The 16,967-nt window shown below is 69.0% G+C and carries 13 protein-coding genes; 1 reads left to right on the top strand and 12 read right to left on the bottom strand.

Annotation, left to right across the window (positions count from 1 at the left end):
* Positions 1-21: 21 nt before the first annotated feature.
* From BEP68_RS00960 to BEP68_RS00980, 5 genes are all read right to left on the bottom strand, one after another.
* On the bottom strand, positions 22-2,796 hold the full coding sequence (locus tag BEP68_RS00960) for a glycosyl hydrolase 53 family protein (protein ID WP_187248973.1): 2,775 nt from the start codon (positions 2,794-2,796) through the stop codon (positions 22-24).
* A gap of 29 nt (positions 2,797-2,825) precedes the next feature.
* Positions 2,826-3,734 (bottom strand): sugar ABC transporter permease, encoded by a 909-nt coding sequence (locus BEP68_RS00965; RefSeq protein WP_056276346.1) that lies wholly within the window; start codon positions 3,732-3,734, stop codon positions 2,826-2,828.
* Positions 3,734-5,356: an ABC transporter permease subunit gene (locus BEP68_RS00970; RefSeq protein WP_072590577.1), complete on the bottom strand. Its 1,623-nt coding sequence runs from the start codon at positions 5,354-5,356 to the stop codon at positions 3,734-3,736. The genes BEP68_RS00965 and BEP68_RS00970 overlap by 1 nt, the downstream gene beginning before the upstream one ends.
* A gap of 64 nt (positions 5,357-5,420) precedes the next feature.
* Positions 5,421-6,647, bottom strand: a complete 1,227-nt coding sequence (locus BEP68_RS00975; protein WP_056276340.1) for an extracellular solute-binding protein — start codon at positions 6,645-6,647, stop codon at positions 5,421-5,423.
* A 115-nt stretch (positions 6,648-6,762) separates the two neighbouring features.
* Positions 6,763-8,769 carry a beta-galactosidase gene (locus BEP68_RS00980; RefSeq protein ID WP_056276337.1) on the bottom strand — a complete coding sequence of 669 codons (2,007 nt, stop codon included), beginning with the start codon at positions 8,767-8,769 and terminating at the stop codon, positions 6,763-6,765.
* Positions 8,770-8,984: 215 nt separating this feature from the next.
* Here BEP68_RS00980 and BEP68_RS00985 point away from each other — a divergent pair, with 215 nt between their 5' ends.
* Positions 8,985-9,992, top strand: coding sequence for a LacI family DNA-binding transcriptional regulator (locus BEP68_RS00985; RefSeq protein WP_053099357.1), 1,008 nt, complete (start codon positions 8,985-8,987; stop codon positions 9,990-9,992).
* Positions 9,993-10,246: 254 nt separating this feature from the next.
* Here the strand turns inward: BEP68_RS00985 and BEP68_RS00990 are convergent, their stop codons facing one another.
* The 7 genes from BEP68_RS00990 to BEP68_RS01020 form a co-directional block, all read right to left on the bottom strand.
* Positions 10,247-11,113, bottom strand: coding sequence for an alpha/beta fold hydrolase (locus tag BEP68_RS00990; protein ID WP_187248974.1), 867 nt, complete (start codon positions 11,111-11,113; stop codon positions 10,247-10,249).
* Between the two features lie 382 nt (positions 11,114-11,495).
* Positions 11,496-12,452 carry a siderophore-interacting protein gene (locus BEP68_RS00995; RefSeq protein WP_187248975.1) on the bottom strand — a complete coding sequence of 319 codons (957 nt, stop codon included), beginning with the start codon at positions 12,450-12,452 and terminating at the stop codon, positions 11,496-11,498.
* Positions 12,442-13,242, bottom strand: a complete 801-nt coding sequence (locus BEP68_RS01000) for an ABC transporter ATP-binding protein (RefSeq protein ID WP_053098527.1) — start codon at positions 13,240-13,242, stop codon at positions 12,442-12,444. Before BEP68_RS01000 ends, BEP68_RS00995 begins: the two co-directional genes overlap by 11 nt.
* A complete protein-coding gene (locus BEP68_RS01005; protein ID WP_187248976.1) occupies positions 13,239-14,321 on the bottom strand; it encodes an iron ABC transporter permease in 1,083 nt (360 codons plus the stop codon). The genes BEP68_RS01000 and BEP68_RS01005 overlap by 4 nt, the downstream gene beginning before the upstream one ends.
* Entirely contained in the window at positions 14,318-15,361 is a 1,044-nt protein-coding gene (locus BEP68_RS01010; protein ID WP_072590572.1) for a FecCD family ABC transporter permease, read from the bottom strand. The genes BEP68_RS01005 and BEP68_RS01010 overlap by 4 nt, the downstream gene beginning before the upstream one ends.
* Positions 15,362-15,393: 32 nt before the next feature.
* A complete protein-coding gene (locus tag BEP68_RS01015; RefSeq protein ID WP_053098526.1) occupies positions 15,394-16,428 on the bottom strand; it encodes an iron-siderophore ABC transporter substrate-binding protein in 1,035 nt (344 codons plus the stop codon).
* Positions 16,429-16,694: 266 nt separating this feature from the next.
* On the bottom strand, positions 16,695-16,898 hold the full coding sequence (locus BEP68_RS01020; protein WP_042538190.1) for a cold-shock protein: 204 nt from the start codon (positions 16,896-16,898) through the stop codon (positions 16,695-16,697).
* Positions 16,899-16,967 lie beyond the last annotated feature (69 nt).

A 16,967-nucleotide genomic window follows, 5' to 3' on the forward strand; every position in this document is an offset into this window, starting at 1 on the left:
GGGCTCTCGGACGTGTTGACGTCAGCGCTTGACCGCCACCGTGAGCGTCTTGCTCTGGGTGCTCCCGGCCGCGTTCACGAACTCGACGCGGTAGGTGTGCTTCCCCACCGCGCGATCAGCGACCGGCACCGTCACCCGTTGCGCGGCGGGGCTGTTCGCGACCATGTCGCCCTCGGAGATCAGCATGCCGTCCTCATACAGGCGATACGAGGTCGCATTGGTGCCCCACCACATGTCGGCGGTGAGAGTGTATGAGCCGTCGCCGTCCCAGTTGTCGGCCGAGAGCACGGGCGTGCCGGGCGCGGCATCCTTCACCGTCACCGTCACGGGCTTCACCGCCGTCACACCGCGCGAATTGACCAGCTCGCCACTGTAGACGTACGAGCCATTCGTCTTGCCGGTCACGGCGATCTGCGCGCTCTGCGCGGAGGTTCCCCCGAAGGTGAGCGGCACGGTCTTGACCAGCACACCGTTCTCGAACACCCGCAGCTTCGTGGCGTTCTGCCCCCACCACAGGTTCATGGTGAGCGTGAAGTCGCCGTCGAGCAGCCCCGTATCGTGACCGTTATCGTGCGACAGCACTCCGCGAGCGGGCGCGGTGGTCGCCGCATCCTGAAGCAGGAGCGCGTCCACTGCGGCAGCCAGTGTGTCCAAGGCCCCCGTGACCGCTGACGCCCTCGGACTCGCGGCAGCCAGCACGATGTCGGCGCGAGCGATCGCACCGGGCAACGCGACCGTCGACGACGCGACATAGGCATCGAGGTCGAGAGCCGCGGCCGCATCGCGCCGCTCTCGCAGCTGCGAGGTGTCGGCACCGGGCACCGGTGCGCGCACGAGTTCGAGATCGTCGATCGTCCCCCACGCCCCCGCCGGAAGCGCCGCGGAGACCCGCACGACAGCCGTGCCGTCAGCGCCCACCTGCAGCGCTTCGGTCGTCGGCGTCGACCACACGCGCCAGCCGTCGAAGCCGAACGCCGCAGCGGCGCCGGCGACCGACGCAGACGACAGCGACAGCGACGCACGCCCGTCGGCACCCTCCCCGTCGCCCTGCAGCGATGCCCGTGCGACATACGACCCCGCGGGCAGTCCGGAGACCGTCTGCGAGAGGTCGAACGAGTATCCGGCACCCGCATAGAAGTGCGCCGAGTGCGTGCCGCTCCGAGGGTCGTCCCACGCGCGCAGCGTGAGTCCCGATCCGGTGACGCTCCACATGCTCGTGTCCGCGTCCTCGAATCCGGGGTTGCGCAGGTAGTTGCGCGCCGAGACGGTGACGGTGGCCGACGCCGCTAAGCCGGCATCCGTCGCGCCCGAGATCACGTACTCGCCGGCGCCCTCGATGAATCCGGCCGCCGACGACCAGGTGACGGGCTGCTGCTCCGACGACCCGTCGTTGTAGAGCACCGTGACCTCGTCGGGCAGCTCGACGGCATCGCCCTCGGTCACCTGCAGCGCGACCGCCTGCACCGACTCGACGGCCCGCGGGGCCTGGGCGCCGGTGCGCACGTACGAGAAGATGTTCAGCGCATCGGATGCCGTGCCGTCGAAGCCGAACAGCGCCTGGTTGTCCCACGCGGATCCGCCGAACCAGTGCCCCGCGTCCTCGGGCTCGTACTCGCCGGCGAAGCTCGACGCCCAGCCCGATCCGTCGCGCTCCCACAGCGTTCTGTTCTGCTCGAGCTGTGCGGGCGGACCCACCGGCAGCCATGCGGGCTCCCAGTAGTAGACGCCGAGTCCCGCCTCACCCACGTCGGCGACGGCCTGCACGACCGCGCGCACGGCATCGGCCTGACCCTGCACGCTCACCGGGTACTGCGTCGCCTCGGACGCCAGGTCGACGACGTTGCCGTGACCGTCTCCGTCGTCGAGCGTGAACGCCCACGAGGTCTCGGCGACCATGACCTTCTTGCCGTAGGTCTCGGCGACGTGCGAGAGCACGGCCGTGAGGTTCTCGGGAGTCCCGTGCCAGAACGGGTAGTACGACGACGCGAACACGTCGTAGTCGACGTCGCGGCGATCGAGCTGCGCGGCGACGTCGGCGTAGAACCCGGCGCGCTCGGGGTTGGTGAAGTGCAGGGCGACGAGCGTGTCCGGCGCCTCGGCCCGCACGGCGGCGGAACCGGCCGAGAACACCTTCGCCATGTCATCCCAGCCGCGCACTCCGGCGACTCCGCCGTTCGTCTCATTGCCGACCTGCACCATGCGGAGGTCGACACCCGCATCGACCAGGCGACGCACCGCATCGCGCGTGAAGGCACCCACCTCGGTCGCCACCTGGTCGGCGGTCATCCCCTCCCACGCCTTGGGCGCCTGCTGCTTCGCGGGGTCGGCCCAGAAGTCGGAGTAGTGGAAGTCGACGAGCACGCCGAGGCCGGCATCCGTCGCTCGCTGCGAGATCTCGATCGCCCGATCGACGTCGACATCGCCCCCGCCGTAGCCGTTGCCGTTCGCGTCGAACGGGTCGTTCCAGACGCGCACGCGCACGTCGGTGACCCCGGCGTCCGCGAGGATCTCGAACAGGTCGCCCGGCGCGCCCTGGGCGTCGCGGAACACCACCCCCGACTCCTCGAGCGACAGCACCGACGAGACGTCGACGCCGCCGATGAAGTCGTCCGGCAGGTTCTCGACCCGGGGGACGGTGATGGCGGCATCCACCGGCCCGTCGACCGAGACAGCCGCAGGAGCGAGAGCGGATGCGGCCGGCGAGGCGGCCGACGCCGGCAGCGCGACGCCGATCAGGGCGACGGCGGTGACCGTGGCCAGGGCGGTGGAGAGAAGGGAACGCGTGCGACGGTGCATGACGGCCTTTCGAGCGGTGGAGGTGCGGATCAGCCCTTGACGGATCCCTGGGTGAGCCCGCCCACGATGTACTTCTGCAGCGAGAAGAACAGCGCGAGCACGGGCACGGCGGCGACCACGACGCCGGCGGCGAAGAGCCCCCAGCGTGAGGTCAGCTGGTTCGAGACCCACTGGTACATGCCGACGGCGAGGGTCCAGTTGTCCTCGGACGTGAGGATGATCTTCGACAGGATGAAGTCGCCGAACGCCGCGAGGAACGCGAGCAGGGCGACGACCGCGAGGATCGGCACGACCAGCGGCATGATGAGCCGCCAGAAGATCTGCGCGTGACTGGCCCCGTCGATCTTCGCCGACTCGTCGATCTCGACGGGGATCGTGTTGAAGAACCCGTACATCAGGAAGGTGTTCGCGCCGAGCGCGCCACCGAGGTACACGCAGATCAGAGCGATCTTCGAGTTGATGCCGAGCGCCGGCACGACGTCGCCGATCGTCTGCAGCATCAGGAAGATCGCGATGAACGCGAGCGCCTGCGGGAACATCTGCAGCACGAGCAGGGTGGTGAGGCTGGCGCGTCGTCCGCTGAACCGGAACCGGGAGAACGCGTACGCCCCGCAGGCGCCCATGAGCACCGAGCCGACTGCGGTGACACCGCCGATCAGCAGGGTGTTGCCGAACCAGACCCAGTAGCGGGATTCACCCAGAGCGATGTAGTTCGCCGGGTCGAACGCGCTGAACAGCGCACTGGATGCCGCAAGGCTGCCGTTCGGGTTGAGCGAGGCCGAGAGGACGTAGACGAGCGGGAACGCGGCGAAGAACAGCACGCCGGCGGCGAGGATGTACTTCCAGCCGACCTCGCCCCACCAGCGACGCCGACGTGCACCCGCGCGCGCGGCCTCGGCCTTCGATGAACCGGTCACGATGACTCTGGTCTCACTCATCACTGGTACTCCTCGAGCTTGCGGGTCTGTCGGAAGCTCAGCGCTGAGATGAGACCGACCACGATGAAGGCGATGATCGACAGCGCACTCGCGAGGCCGTAGTCGGCCGCACCACCCGAGACGCCTGAGACGTCGTAGATGGCCGAGACGAGGATGTCGGTCGAACCCAGTGCGTAGGGCGCTCCGGCGATCGCCGGCCCGCCGTTGTTGAAGGTGTAGATGACGGTGAAGTTGTTGAACGCCACCGCGAACGAGGCGATCAGCAGCGGAGCGGTCGAGACGAGCAGCAGCGGCAGCACGATGGCGCGGAAGCGCTGCAGCTTGTTGGCCCCGTCGATCTCGGCGGCCTCGAGCGTCTCACCGGGGAGCGACTGCAGGGCTCCGGTGCAGACGAGGAACCAGTAGGGGTAGCTCAGCCAGACGTTGACGAAGATCACCGCCGCCCGGGTCAGCCACGGGTCGCCGAGCCAGTTGATCTGCGACCCGAAGAAGAACAGGTCGTTGATGACGCCGAACTCGGCGTTGAACATGCCGCGGAACAGCAACGCGGCCATGAACGCGGGGAACGCGTAGGGCAGGATGAACAGCGCCCGCAGGAACCGGCGACCCTTGACCCGCGGGTCGTTGTAGACGATCGCGAGGCCGAGCCCCACGGCGAAGCTGAGGACGACCGAGAGGATCGCGAACGCGAAGGTCCAGACGGTCACGCTCAGCAGAGTGCCCGCGAGATTCGCGTCGGTGAAGAGCTTCAGGAAGTTGGCGAAGCCGACGTTGACCGACCAGCCCGTCGGCAGCGCCGTGCCGTCCTCGGCCACGAACGCGCCGAGTTCTGTGGCGGTGTAGACCGTGCCCGACTGCGTGTCCGTGATGGTCTGCGCCTCGGCATCCCACACCAGCGTCGGTTCGTACACCGAGCCGGTCGAGCCCTCCCGTGTGCGGATGGAGCCGTCGTTCGGGTCGTCCGACACGGGCACCCTGAGGTCCTTGATGGTCGCGCCGAGTGCCGGATCGGTCAGCACGGTCGCCCTCGGGACGACCTCCCACCCGGGCACCTCGCTGGGGGCGCCGGTCGCGCCGATCTCGGCACCGGATGCGGTGGTCAGCGGCTCGGTGGCCGAGCCGACCTGCACGTCGCCGTCGTCATCGACGATCGCGAAGCCGAGCTCTGCGCCGCGCTGCACGATCGACAGCGGGTAGTCGGACGAGCCCTCGATGCGGCGCTCGCCCTGGATCAGTGCGGCCTCGACCGCCTGCTCCTGGGTGCCGACGTGACCGGTGCCGTAGTTCGTGAAGGCGATGTAGGCCGTGTAGCCGAAGATGAAGATCTGGAAGACGAGCAGGAAGATCAGCCCGGGCAGCAGGTACTTCAGCGGCAGCGCCCTGCGGGTGAAGTACACCCAGTCGGCGATGATCACCAGCAGCACGACGACGCCGAGCACGATCCACGACTCGGCGCTCCAGGCCGAGATGGCCGTCATGATGCCGAAGGCGTTGACCAGCGCCATGAGGGCGAGCTTGATGAGGAAGCCCCAGCCGAGGCCGCGGAAGCGGCGGGCATGGGACTCGCGCGAGGGCTTCACCACGGGAGTGGGCGCCTCGGCGGGCGGTGCCTGGATCGTCATGTGTGCGTCCTGTCTGAGGATCGCAGGACGGGGAGGGGTTCGGGCCCCTCCCCGTCCGGCGGGGTCAGCCGGCGAGGGTCGTCTCGAGGTCGGCGACCATGGTGTTCCACGTCGACACCGGGTCGGCGCCGTTGATGATCTGCGCCTGCGCGGCGTTCCACAGGTCCCAGACGGAGCCCATCTCGGGGATCGACGGCATCGGGACGCCGGTCTGCGCCGAGGCCACGAATCCGGCCGTGATCGGGTCGGACGACACCTCTTCGGCGAGCGTGGTCCACGCCGGGATGCGCGGGTCGGCCTCGTACAGCGCGCGCTGCGCGTCTTCGGTGCCGAGGTAGTTCACGAGGAACTCCTGCGCGAGCAGCGCGTTCTTGCTCTTGCTGGAGAGGTAGAAGCCCTGCACGCCGACGAACGGCGCAGCGGTCTCGCCACCCGCAGACGGGATCGGGTTCACGGCGACGTTGACGCCCTCGAACGCGCTGATGGCCCACGGGCCCTGGATCGTGTACGGGGCCTTGCCCGACGCGAACAGCTCGTTGTTGATGTCGTAGTCGACCGTGGTCGAGATGTAGCCGGTGCCGTTCGACCCGTTGGCTCCGAGCCACGTGGCGAACGCCTCGCCGGGCGCGCCGCCCATGCCGACCTCGCTCGTGTACGAGCCGGTGTCGTCCTGCACGAAGACGGGGGCGCCGAACGAGGTCTGCAGTCCGTACATCGTGTATCCGTCGCCGGTCTCGCCACCCGTGTTGATGACGAACGGGCGCTCGGTGCCGGCGGCGACGCCCTTGGCGATCATGTCGTCCCAGCTGGCGGGAGCCTCCGCGCCGACCAGGTCGACGTTCTGCACGAGGGCGATGGTCTCGAGCGAGTACGGCATCGCATACAGCTGACCGTCGTACGTCATGGCGTCGAGCGCGACCTGCTCGAACTCCGACGCCTTGTCGCCCAGGTCGATCGTGTCGACGACACCGGCCGCGACGAGCGCGCCGAGCCAGTCGTGGGCGCCGACCGTGATGTCGGGGCCCTCTCCGGTCGGGACCTGTGCGATGAAGTCGTTGCGGAGGTCCTCGAAGTTCTTCTGCACGAGGGTGACCTTCGCGCCGGTCTCCTCCTCGAACGCCTCTGCGGCGGCGGTGATCGCGGCTTCGCGCTCGGCGTCCGTCCAGATGACGAGTTCCGCGCCGTCGCCGGATGCGGCGTCGTCGCCGCCTTCGGGTGCGCCGGCGGAGCAGCCCGCGAGGACCACGGCCGCGGCCAGAGCGAGTGCGCCGACTCCGATGTGCTTGCGCATGCGTTTTCCTATCTGTCGTGGCCGACGATGCGCTGCGCGTCATCGCGACCGGTGAGTGGGTGGTGCTGGGTGAAGCGGGTGGTGCGGGGTGAAGCGGTTCGTGCGGTTCGTGCGGTCAGTGGGAGGTGCGGATGACGGCGACGCCGCCCGCCGCGATGGTCAGGGCGCCCGAGACCTCGGCGCCGCTGAGGAGCTCGATGCCCGAGGCATCGAGCTCGACGTCGTCGTCACGGTGGTTCACGGCGATCCGGTAGACCGCGTCGGCGCCGTGACGCGTGATGACCTCGAGGCCGTCGGCGACACCCGACGGGGTGATGTCGGCATCCGCGTAGACCTCGTGGAGAAGGGCGCGCATGCCCGCGGCATCCAGACGGGTGCCGACGTACCAGCCGGTCCCCGCGCCATGCGCGTTGCGGGTGATCGCCGGCTCGCCCTCGCCGGGTCCGCCCGAGAAGTTCGCGACGACCTCGGCGCCTTCGAGCGCGATGTCCTCCTGCCAGACGTCCGCGACGATGCCCTCGTGGTCGACCCAGTCGAGGCCGTGGCTCTCGCCCTCGCGCAGCGGCAGGAACTCCTCGACCGTGAGGCCGAGCGCCTCGCGCAACGGCGCGACGAAGCCACCGGCGTGCACGGCGTCGTTCTCGTCGACGATCGCCGAGAAGAACGACACGAGCAGGGTGCCGCCGTCGTTGACGTAGGCGGTGAGGTTGGCGGCATCCGCCGTGCTCAGCAGGTACTGCGCCGGAGCGACGACCAGGCGGTAGCCCGAGAGGTCCTGGCCGGGCAGGGCGAAGTCGACCGTGATGCCGTCACGCCAGAGCTGCTCGTAGAAGCGGCGCACCTGGGCGGCGTGCGTGACGTCTTCGGACGGGCGCCACTCGAGGTCCTGCGCCCAGAACGATTCGAAGTCCCAGAGGATCGCGACGTCGGCCTTCACGACGCTGCCCTGCACCTCGTCGAGGCGGCCGAGTGCTGCACCCAGATCGACGACCTCGCGGAATACCCGCGACTCGGTGCCGGCGTGCGGCAGCATCGCCGAGTGGAACTTCTCCGCACCGGAGCGCCCGGCGCGCCACTGGAAGAACAGGATGCCGTCGGCCCCGCGACCGAGGTGCGTGAGCGAGTTGCGCTTCATCTCTCCCCGGCGCTTCGCGATGTTGCGCGGCTGCCAGTTCACGGCCGAGGTCGAGTGCTCCATGAGGATCCACGGCTTGCCGCCGCCCACCGAGCGGCTGAGGTCGGCGGCGATCGCCAGGCCGATGTGAGCGTCTTCATCGGCGGCCCACAGGTAGTGGTCGTCCGAGACGATGTCGACCTCGCGGCCCCACGCCCAGAGGTCCGTGGTCCAGCTCTGGTTCGCCATGAAGTTGGTCGTGATCGGCTGGTCGGCGTGCGCGCGGATCGCGTCGCGCTCGGCGATGAAGCACGCGCGCAGCTGGTGATCGGTGAAGCGCGCGAAGTCCAGGCGCTGGGCGGGGTTCACGACGCTCGGGGCGATGGCCGGGGCGCCGACGTGCTCCCATGCCGAGTAGTGCTGGCCCCAGAAGGCGGTGCCCCACGCGCTGTTCAGTGCGTCGAGCGAGCCGTACTTCTCCTGGAGCCAGAGCCGGAAGGCGGCGACCGCGTTGGGCGAATAGTCCTCGCCGACGGGAACGCCGTACTCGTTGTGCACGTGCCACAGCACGACGGAAGGATGCTGTGCGTAACGCGCCGCGAGAGCATCCGCGATCCGCACGATCGCCTCGCGGTAGGCCGGCGACGAGTGCGAGGCCATGCCGCGCGAGCCGAAGCCCATCGTGCGGCCCTCGCGGTCGATGACGTGCGCGTCGGGGTTGCTCGCGAAGAACCAGGCGGGTGGCGAGGCCGTCGGTGTGCCGAGGTCGACCCTGATGTCGTTCTCGTGCAGGAGGTCGAGCAGCTCGTCGAGCCAGGCGAAGTCGAACTCGCCCTCGGAGACCTCGATGAGCGCCCACGAGAAGATGCCGACACTGACCAGGTTCACCCCGGCCTCGCGCATCAGGATGACGTCTTCGCGCCACGTCTCGGGCGACCACTGCTCGGGGTTGTAGTCGCCGCCGTAGGCGATTCCGCGCAGGTCGGGCCAGGCGTGGGGCGAGGTCATCGGCACTCCATCGGGTCGGTGTGGTCGTGGTGCGGGTCCCGACGTGCTGTCGCTCATTCGACTGGGACCGGTCTCAGGTTGTCACGGGGACATGACTGGGACCGGTCTCAGTTCTACCCCAGGTTCGGCGTCGACCACAACCGCCGTTACCGAACTGAGACCGGTCCCAGGTTGGACTACCGCTGGACGGGATGCTGTGGGTAGAGTCACAGGCGATGAGTGATGTCAGCGCGAAGCGCAAGCCGACGATCCGCCAGATCGCGGCGCAGGCGGGGGTGTCCCGCAGCACGGTCTCGCGAGTGATCAACGGCGGGCACTGGGTGTCCCCCGACGCCAGGCAGGCCGTCGAAGAGGCGATCCTCGCCACCGGCTACACCGCCAACCACCATGCCCGCAGCCTCGCCACCGGCCGCGCCGGATCACTCGCCTTCCTCCTGACCGAGCCGCAGCAGCTGCTGTTCGACGATCCGACCTTCGCGCTGCTGCTGCGCGGGGCCGCCGAAGCGCTCGCCCAGCGGGCCATGACCCTCGTGCTGCTCGTCGCCGGGACCCCCGCCGAGCGCGAGAGCGTCGCCCAGTTCCTCAGCGCGGGACACGTCGACGGCGTCATGCTGATCTCGTCGCACGAGTCCGACCCGCTGCTCGATCAGCTGATCGAGGTCGGCATCCCGACTGTGTGCTGCGGCGTGCCGCTCGGGCACGAACGCGAGCTCTCGACGATCTCCGTCGACGAGATCGCCTCCGCCCGCACCATGGCCGCGCACCTCGTGACGCAGGGACACCGCCGCATCGGCATGATCGCCGGCCCCGACGACACCCCCGGTGGTCGCTATCGCCTGGTCGGCTTCCGCGAAGAGCTCGGCGACCTCTACGACGAATCGCTGGTCGAGCGCGGCGACTACTCGTACGAGTCAGGACTCGCCGCCATGACGCGGATGCTCGAGCACGACGTCGACGCGGTGTTCGCGGCATCCGACCGGATGGCGGCCGGAGCCATCGCCGCCGCCCGCCGCGCAGGGCGCCGCGTGCCCGAGGACATCGCGATCGCCGGCTTCGACGACTCAGGCCTCGCCGCCACCCATGAGCCCCCCATCACGACCATGCGCCAGCCGTGGGATCAGATCAGCGCGAAGATGGTCGCCGTGCTGCTCGAGGTCATCGCCGGGGCATCCCCCCGCTCGGTCATCCTCGACACCGAGCTCGTGGTGCGCGCGACCGCGTAGGCGGCATTCGCTCCGCTCCCGCTCCCGCTCCCGCTCCCGCTCCCGATCGCGCTCCCGCTCGCGCTCCCGCTCGCGCTCCCGCTCGCGCTCCCGCTGCCGCTCGTGCGCGCGCTGCGAAGGTGATCTCCCGCAGCGAAGGTGATCTCCCGCAGCGAAGGACCGAAGGCCGCGTGAGGCCCTTCGCAGCGCGAGATCTCCTTCGGTGCGTGCGACGGCTGATGACAGGACGCGTCGACGAGGTCTCGCTCGCCCCCTTACGACCGGTCGAGCACTTCGCGGAGCGTGGCGGCGAAGGCCTCGGGCTGCCCGGCATAGCCGAACTCGCCACCCATGAAGCCGCCGTGGTGACTGGGGAAGACCGTCGCCTGCTGTCCGAGCTTCTCGGCCAGGGCGAGCGCGGTGCGGCCGGTGTAGCCCTTCAGCGACTCCTCCCCGACAGCGACGACGATCCGAGTCGGGGATGCCTTCAGCGCTTCGAGATCCGGCTCGTAGAGCGGCACCGCCCACGAGAGTTCGGACAGCAGTGGATCATCCCGCGAGCCGTCGTCCTCCGTCGGCATCCCGAATGCCGCGGGGTCGGGGGCCGGTTGGGCGAGGAACTCCTCGGTGACCTCGCCCTCCCACGACGTCATCGCGACGAACGCCGCCATTCCGGCACCCCATCCTCGCTCCTGATATGCCCGGGTATAAGCGATTCGCACTCGATGCACCGCTTCGGCATCAGGCAGCACGCTGTCGATCGGCGGCTCGTGGGCGACCAGAGTCACCACGTCCTGAGGGTGCGCGGTGACCAGAGCGAGTGCGCTCACGGCTCCACCGCTGCTCGCGAACATGTCGACAGGGCCTGCACCGAGCGCCTCGATGATCGCGTGGACATCCTCGGCCTGGACATCGGGCTCGTTCGTGACTCCGCCGTCCTTGCGCACGCTGCGGCCCAACCCTCGTGGGTCGTAGGTCACGACGGTGCGATCGCCCAACAGCTTCACCTGCGCCTGGAAGCCGCTCGCATCCATCGGCTGGCCGATCATCATCAGCGGAGGGCGGCCATCCTTCGTCGGGAGTGGCCCATGCACGTCGTAGACGAGGTCGACGTCCGGGAGCTCGAGGGTGTGCTGCGTCATCGGGTGGCCTCCTCGGCGTCGAACGATTCCACTGGGATGCTACGGCGCGGCATCCGCTGGCGCCAGCGCTTCGACACTTCTTCGTGACAGCCGACCGCACCCCGTCCCAGCCGACCGCATCCCGTCTCAGCCGGCCGCATCCCGTCTCAGCCGACCGCATCCCGTGTCAGCCGACCGCATCCCGCACCAGCTGACCGCATCCCGTGAAGGAGATCTCGCTCGGCGAAGGATCGGATGCCGGATCCGCTCCTTCGTTGGGAGAGATCTCCTGCGATGCGCGAGCGCCAACGCGAGAGCGAGCGCCAACGAGAACGAGTGCGCGAGCGCGAGCGCGAACGCGAACGCGAACGAGAGCGAGAGCGGCCCCCCGAACCGCCCGGCCTCAGCCGCGCATGGCGACGCCGCGACGCCAGTAGCCCATGAAGGCGACCTGCGAGCGGTCGATGCCGAGATCCTTGACCAGGTGGCGGCGCAGCGTCGTGACGACGCCGCTTTCGCCGGCGATCCAGAAGTAGCGCTCGGCGGGAGCATCCGCCGCCGCGATCTCCTCTCCGAGACCCGAGTAGTCGGGGGTCTCCCAGAGCAGGGCCTCCGTGTCGATGTCCTTCACGTCGATCTCGTCGGCGGCATCCGCATCTCCGAGGTACTCGAGCACGGCGGGAATCAGCCGCACACCGTGGGGCTCACCCGCATCGCGAGGCAGCCAGTGCACCTCGACCCCGGCAGGCGCGTCGATGCGCAGGACGTCGGCCGGGGACGGCACCTCGATGAAGGCGCAGCCTCGAAGGTCGCTCGGGGCGTCTTCGAGGATGCGCGCGATCGCGGGAGCCGCCGTCTCGTCACCGGCGAGGACGACCGACGTCGCGGTGCCCGGCTCGTACTCGGCACCGCCGTGTGCGGCCGCGGCGACGCCTCGACGCGGTCCGACGATGAAGAGCTCCTTGCCGACCGCCGCCGCATCGGCCCAGCGCGACGCCGGGCCCGTGAGACCGGGCGCCAGGTGGAGCACGAAATCGACATCGAGCTCGGTGCCCGCATCCGTCACCCGCAGGTCACGCACCGAGTAGGTGCGCATGGATCCGCGGTCCTCCTCGGGGACGGCGAGGAAGGAACCCCACCAGTCGTCGGTCTCACGATCGAGATCGGGGAGGATGCCGGATGCCGGCGGGAACACGATCTTGATCCGGGAGTCGAAGACGTCACCCGGCGTGCCGAACTCGAGAAGGTCGTCGCCGCCGAACGTGATCCGCACGAAGTTCGGCGACACCCGTTCGACCCCGCGCACCTCGGCGCGAGCGAGCACGTAGGTGGGGCGTTCGGTCGTGGTCTCAGCGGACATGATGCCTTCCGATCGGGGTGACCATCGGCTTCCCGGAGACCGGGTCGATGGTGATCTGGTTCGCGAGGTCGAAGACCTCTTCGACGAGCTGGGCGGTCACGACATCCTGCGGAGCGCCGGTGGCGTGCACCCTGCCCTCCTTCATCGCGACGAGCTCGTCGGAATACCTCGCGGCGAGGTTGAGGTCATGCAGCACCATCACGATCGTGGTGCCGCGCGAGACGCTGAGGTCGGTGAGCAGATCGAGGACCTCGACCTGGTGAGCGACGTCGAGGAACGTGGTCGGCTCATCGAGCAGCAGGATGTCGGTCTCCTGCGCGAGCGCCATGGCGATCCACACGCGCTGACGCTGGCCGCCCGAGAGCTCGTCGACGCTGCGGTCGGCGAGCTCCGTGGTGCCGGTGGCGGCCAGAGCATCCGCGACGACCTCGTAGTCGTGAGCGCTCCAGCGAGCCAGCATCTTCTGATGCGGATGCCGACCGCGGCCGACGAGATCCGCGACGGCGATGCCCTCGGGAGCGACGGGCGACTGTGGCAGCAGGCCGAGGATGCGCGCGACCTCCTTGGTGGGGCGCGCGTGCACCGACTTGCCGTCGAGCACGACCTGACCCGCCGTCGGCGAGAGCAGACGCGCGAGCGAACGCAGCAGGGTCGACTTGCCGCATCCGTTCGCGCCGACGATCGTGGTGATCTTGCCCGGCGCGATCGCGAGGTCGAGGCCGTCGATGATCGTCCGGTCGCCGTAGGCGAGAGTGACGGACTCCGCCGTCAGAGTGTGCGCCTCGGTCACAGGGAGCCTCCCGAGCGGTTCGTGCGGATGAGCAGGTAGATGAGGTACGGAGCGCCGAGCACGCCGGTGATCACGCCGACCGGGTAGCGCTCGCCGAACGCGAACTGACCGATCAGGTCGCCTCCGAGCACGAGCACAGCGCCGATGAATGCGCTGGGGACGAGCAGGTTCGCTCCGGGCCCCGTGATGCGGGCCGCGATCGGACCCGCCATGAACGCCACGAACGCGATGGGGCCGGTCGCGGCGGTGGCGAACGCCAGCAGTGCGACTGCGCCGAGGATGAAGAGCAGACGAGTCGTGTTGACCCGCACCCCGAGACCGGATGCCGAATCGTCGCCGAGCTGCATCGCCCCGAGCGCCCTGCCCTGCAGGAGCAGCAGCGGCACGATGATGACGGCGGCGATCGCGAGCGGCATCACACGTTCCCACGAGGCGTTGTTCAGGCTTCCGGTGAGCCACTGCATCGCGGTCTGGATGTCCCAGTTCGCCGCCCTCGACAGCATGTACGAGATGATGCTCTGCAGCATCGCCGCGACACCGATGCCGATCAGGATCAGTCGAGTGCCCGCGAAGCCGTTCTTGATCGACAGCAGGTAGATGACTCCTGCCGTGACGATCGCACCGCCGAGCGCGAGCAGCGAGACGATCGGCCCGTTGAGCGACAGCACGATGATGCCGAACACCGCCGCGGCGCCGGCGCCGTTCGAGATGCCGATGATGTCGGGCGAGGCGAGAGGGTTGCGCAGCAGCGTCTGGAACGAGACGCCGGCGATGCCGAACGCGAAACCCGCGAGGATCGCGAGCACCGCGCGGGGCAGGCGCAGCTCGCCGACGGTGAACGACGCCCCCGGCACGGTCTCGCCGAGGATCACGCGGATCACCTCGTCGAGCGGATAGAACGTGTTGCCGATCATGAGCGCCACGGCGAACAGCACGAGCAGCAGCGCACCGAGCACGATCGTGGCCGTGGCGTGGCGGCGGTGGCGCGAACGGCGGCCCGCGACGAGCGCGGCGACCTCGTCGCGGGTGCGGTCGGATGCTGCGGGGGTCTGGGCGGCAGCCCGGTCGATGGTGCTCACAGTTCACGCACCTTCTGACGACGGACGATCCAGATGAAGAACGGGGCGCCGATGATGGCGGTGATGATGCCGACCTGGATCTCCTCCGAGGTCGGCGCGATGACGCGGCCGACGATGTCGCTCGCGAGCAGCAGGGCGGCGCCGGCCATGGCCGAGAACGGCAGCAGCCAGCGGTGGTCGGTGCCGATCAGCATTCGGCAGACATGCGGGATCACGAGACCGACGAATCCGATGGGCCCGGCGATCGCGGTGGCTGCTCCGGCGAGGATCACGGCGCCGACCGCCGACATGAGGCGCGTGCGGAAGACGTGCTCGCCGAGTCCCTTCGCCATGTCGTCGCCGAGAGCGAGGGAGTTCATGCCCCGGGCGCTGGCGAAGCAGATCAGTGCGCCGAGCGCGAGCACCGGGGCGGTGATCGCGATGCGCGGCCACTCGGCACCGCCCACTCCGCCGATCTGCCACGACTGGAACGCCTGCAGCAGGTCGACGCGCGGCAGCATGACGGCGCTGATGAGCGAGGCGAAGGCGGCCGAGGTGGCGGCACCGGCGAGCGCGAGCTTGAGGGGCGTGGCACCGCCGCGTCCGAGCGAGCCGACGGTGTAGACGAACGCCGCGGCCAGGGCGGCGCCGATGATCGCGAGCGCCATCTGGCTGTAAGCGTCGGTGAGACCGAGGAAGGCGAGACCGAACACGACGGCGAGCGAAGCGCCGTTCGAGACGCCGAGGATGCCGGGGTCGGCGATCGGGTTGCGGGTGACCGCCTGCATCGTCGCGCCGGAGAGTGCGAGCGCTGCACCGACGAGGATCGCGAGCACCGTGCGCGGAAGGCGCTTGATGATCGCCGCCTGGGCGAGGGTGTCATCCTGCCCGGCGAGGGCGGCGAAGATGTCGTCGATGCTCACGGAGCGGACGCCGAAGCAGATCGACAGGATGCAGAGCACGAACAGCACTCCCAGGCCGACGAGCAGCCAGAGCGTGCGCGCCCATGCCGGGCGTCGCAGATCTGCGACGCCCGGCAGGGGAACGGTGACAGCGGTCACGGGAATTCAGTGTGCGAAGGTGACGCCGACGGTCACTTCGCGGCGAGCGGTGCTGCCAGCAGGCCGAGGTAGTCGGACAGGCCCCACTGGATCGACAGCGGCGACGGGTTCGCCGACGCCGCGATCGGGGTGGAGTCGGGCAGAATCACGATGTTGCCGGCGGCGATCGCGGGGATCTTCGACAGCAGCGGGTCGGCCTGCATGGTGGCGATGAGCGAGTCGTCGCCGTAGGTCACGAAGACATCGACGTCGTCGAAGGTGTCAGCCTCTTCGGAGCTCACAGAGAGGTAGAACTCCTTGCTGTCCGCGTTCTCCTCGACGATCGACGGAAGCGGAAGACCCAGGTCGTCGTGCAGGTAGCCGGGGCGCGTGTCGATCGCGGTGTAGTAGCCGACCTGGCTCAGGTCGCTCGGGTCGACGTACGCGAACAGCACCTTCTTGTCCTTGAGGGCGCTGTTCTCCTCGAGGGCGGCCTCGGCGTCGGCGTGCAGCTCTTCGATGAGGGCGTCACCCTCCTCCTCGAGGCCGAGCGCCTTCGAGTTCATCTCGATCATGTCGTCGACCGGGGTGCCCCAGGCGACCTCGGGGTAGGCGACGACCGGTGCGATCTTCGAGAGCTGGTCGTACTCCTCCTGCGTCAGACCCGAGTACGCCGCGAGGATGACGTCGGGCTGCGTGTCGGCGACGGCCTCGTAGTCGATGCCGTCGGACTCGTCGAACAGCACGGGCTCTTCGCCGCCGAGCTCGTCGAGCTTGTCCTCGACCCAGGGCAGGATGCCGTTGTCGTCGTCGTCGCCCCACGTGGCCTTGCTCATGCCGACCGGGACGATGCCGAGAGCGAGGGGAACCTCGTGGTTCGCCCAGGCGATCGTCGCGACGCGCTCGGGCTTCTCCTCGATCGTGGTCTCGCCGAACACGTGCTCGATCGTGACGGGGAAGGCACCGTCATCGGCGGGGTTGCCGCCGGCGGAGTCGGAGTTCGAGTCGGTCGATGACGTCGCGCAGGCCGTGAGGCCGACGGCCAGAGCCGCGGCGACACCGGCGGCGATGAGACGAGAGGTGCGCACAGGCGTTCCCTTCGGGTTGGGATGAGGGGGGTGCGGCGCGGAGGGGCGCCAAGGCTTTGGTAAGCCTGGCCTAATCTAACAGAAAGTTAGGCAAGCCTCATCTTGGGTCCCTGGCCCGGGCGTCATCCTCGCCTCTCGCGCGGGGTCGACATCACACCGCACCGCCCGATGCGGGGGGGCACGGGCACGGGCAGAAAACACCCGGACATGCAGAAAGCCGGCCGGATCCGTGAGGATCCGACCGGCTTCAGGAAGCCTATGCGCGCTCAGAGAGCGCGGATGTTCGCAGCCTGCATGCCCTTGGGGCCACGCTCAGCGTCGAATTCGACCTTCTGGTTCTCACGAAGCTCCTTGAAACCGGAGCCGGTGATTGCCGAGTAGTGGGCGAAGAGGTCGTCCGTGCCGTCATCGGGAGCGATGAAGCCGAAGCCCTTTTCCGCGTTGAACCATTTCACAGTGCCAGTGGCCATGTGTTTTCTACTTTCTGTTTTCAAACGGCCGCTTGCGCGGCCCGCGCCGTGACGGAACGTCCGACATAC

Source organism: Microbacterium sp. 4-7, from assembly GCF_014332665.1.
In the GTDB taxonomy this organism is placed as follows: domain Bacteria; phylum Actinomycetota; class Actinomycetes; order Actinomycetales; family Microbacteriaceae; genus Microbacterium.

Bases quoted from the DNA above. Each gene is read 5' to 3' on its own strand.
- BEP68_RS00995 (WP_187248975.1), bottom strand. From the start codon at position 12,452: ATGTCCGCTGAGACCACGACCGAACGCCCCACCTACGTGCTCGCTCGC.
- BEP68_RS00975 (WP_056276340.1), bottom strand. From the start codon at position 6,647: ATGCGCAAGCACATCGGAGTCGGCGCACTCGCTCTGGCCGCGGCCGTG.
- BEP68_RS00985 (WP_053099357.1), top strand. From the start codon at position 8,985: ATGAGTGATGTCAGCGCGAAGCGCAAGCCGACGATCCGCCAGATCGCG.
- BEP68_RS00960 (WP_187248973.1), bottom strand. From the start codon at position 2,796: ATGCACCGTCGCACGCGTTCCCTTCTCTCCACCGCCCTGGCCACGGTC.
- BEP68_RS00980 (WP_056276337.1), bottom strand. From the start codon at position 8,769: ATGACCTCGCCCCACGCCTGGCCCGACCTGCGCGGAATCGCCTACGGC.
- BEP68_RS01020 (WP_042538190.1), bottom strand. From the start codon at position 16,898: ATGGCCACTGGCACTGTGAAATGGTTCAACGCGGAAAAGGGCTTCGGC.
- BEP68_RS00990 (WP_187248974.1), bottom strand. From the start codon at position 11,113: ATGACGCAGCACACCCTCGAGCTCCCGGACGTCGACCTCGTCTACGAC.
- BEP68_RS00970 (WP_072590577.1), bottom strand. From the start codon at position 5,356: ATGACGATCCAGGCACCGCCCGCCGAGGCGCCCACTCCCGTGGTGAAG.
- BEP68_RS00965 (WP_056276346.1), bottom strand. From the start codon at position 3,734: ATGAGTGAGACCAGAGTCATCGTGACCGGTTCATCGAAGGCCGAGGCC.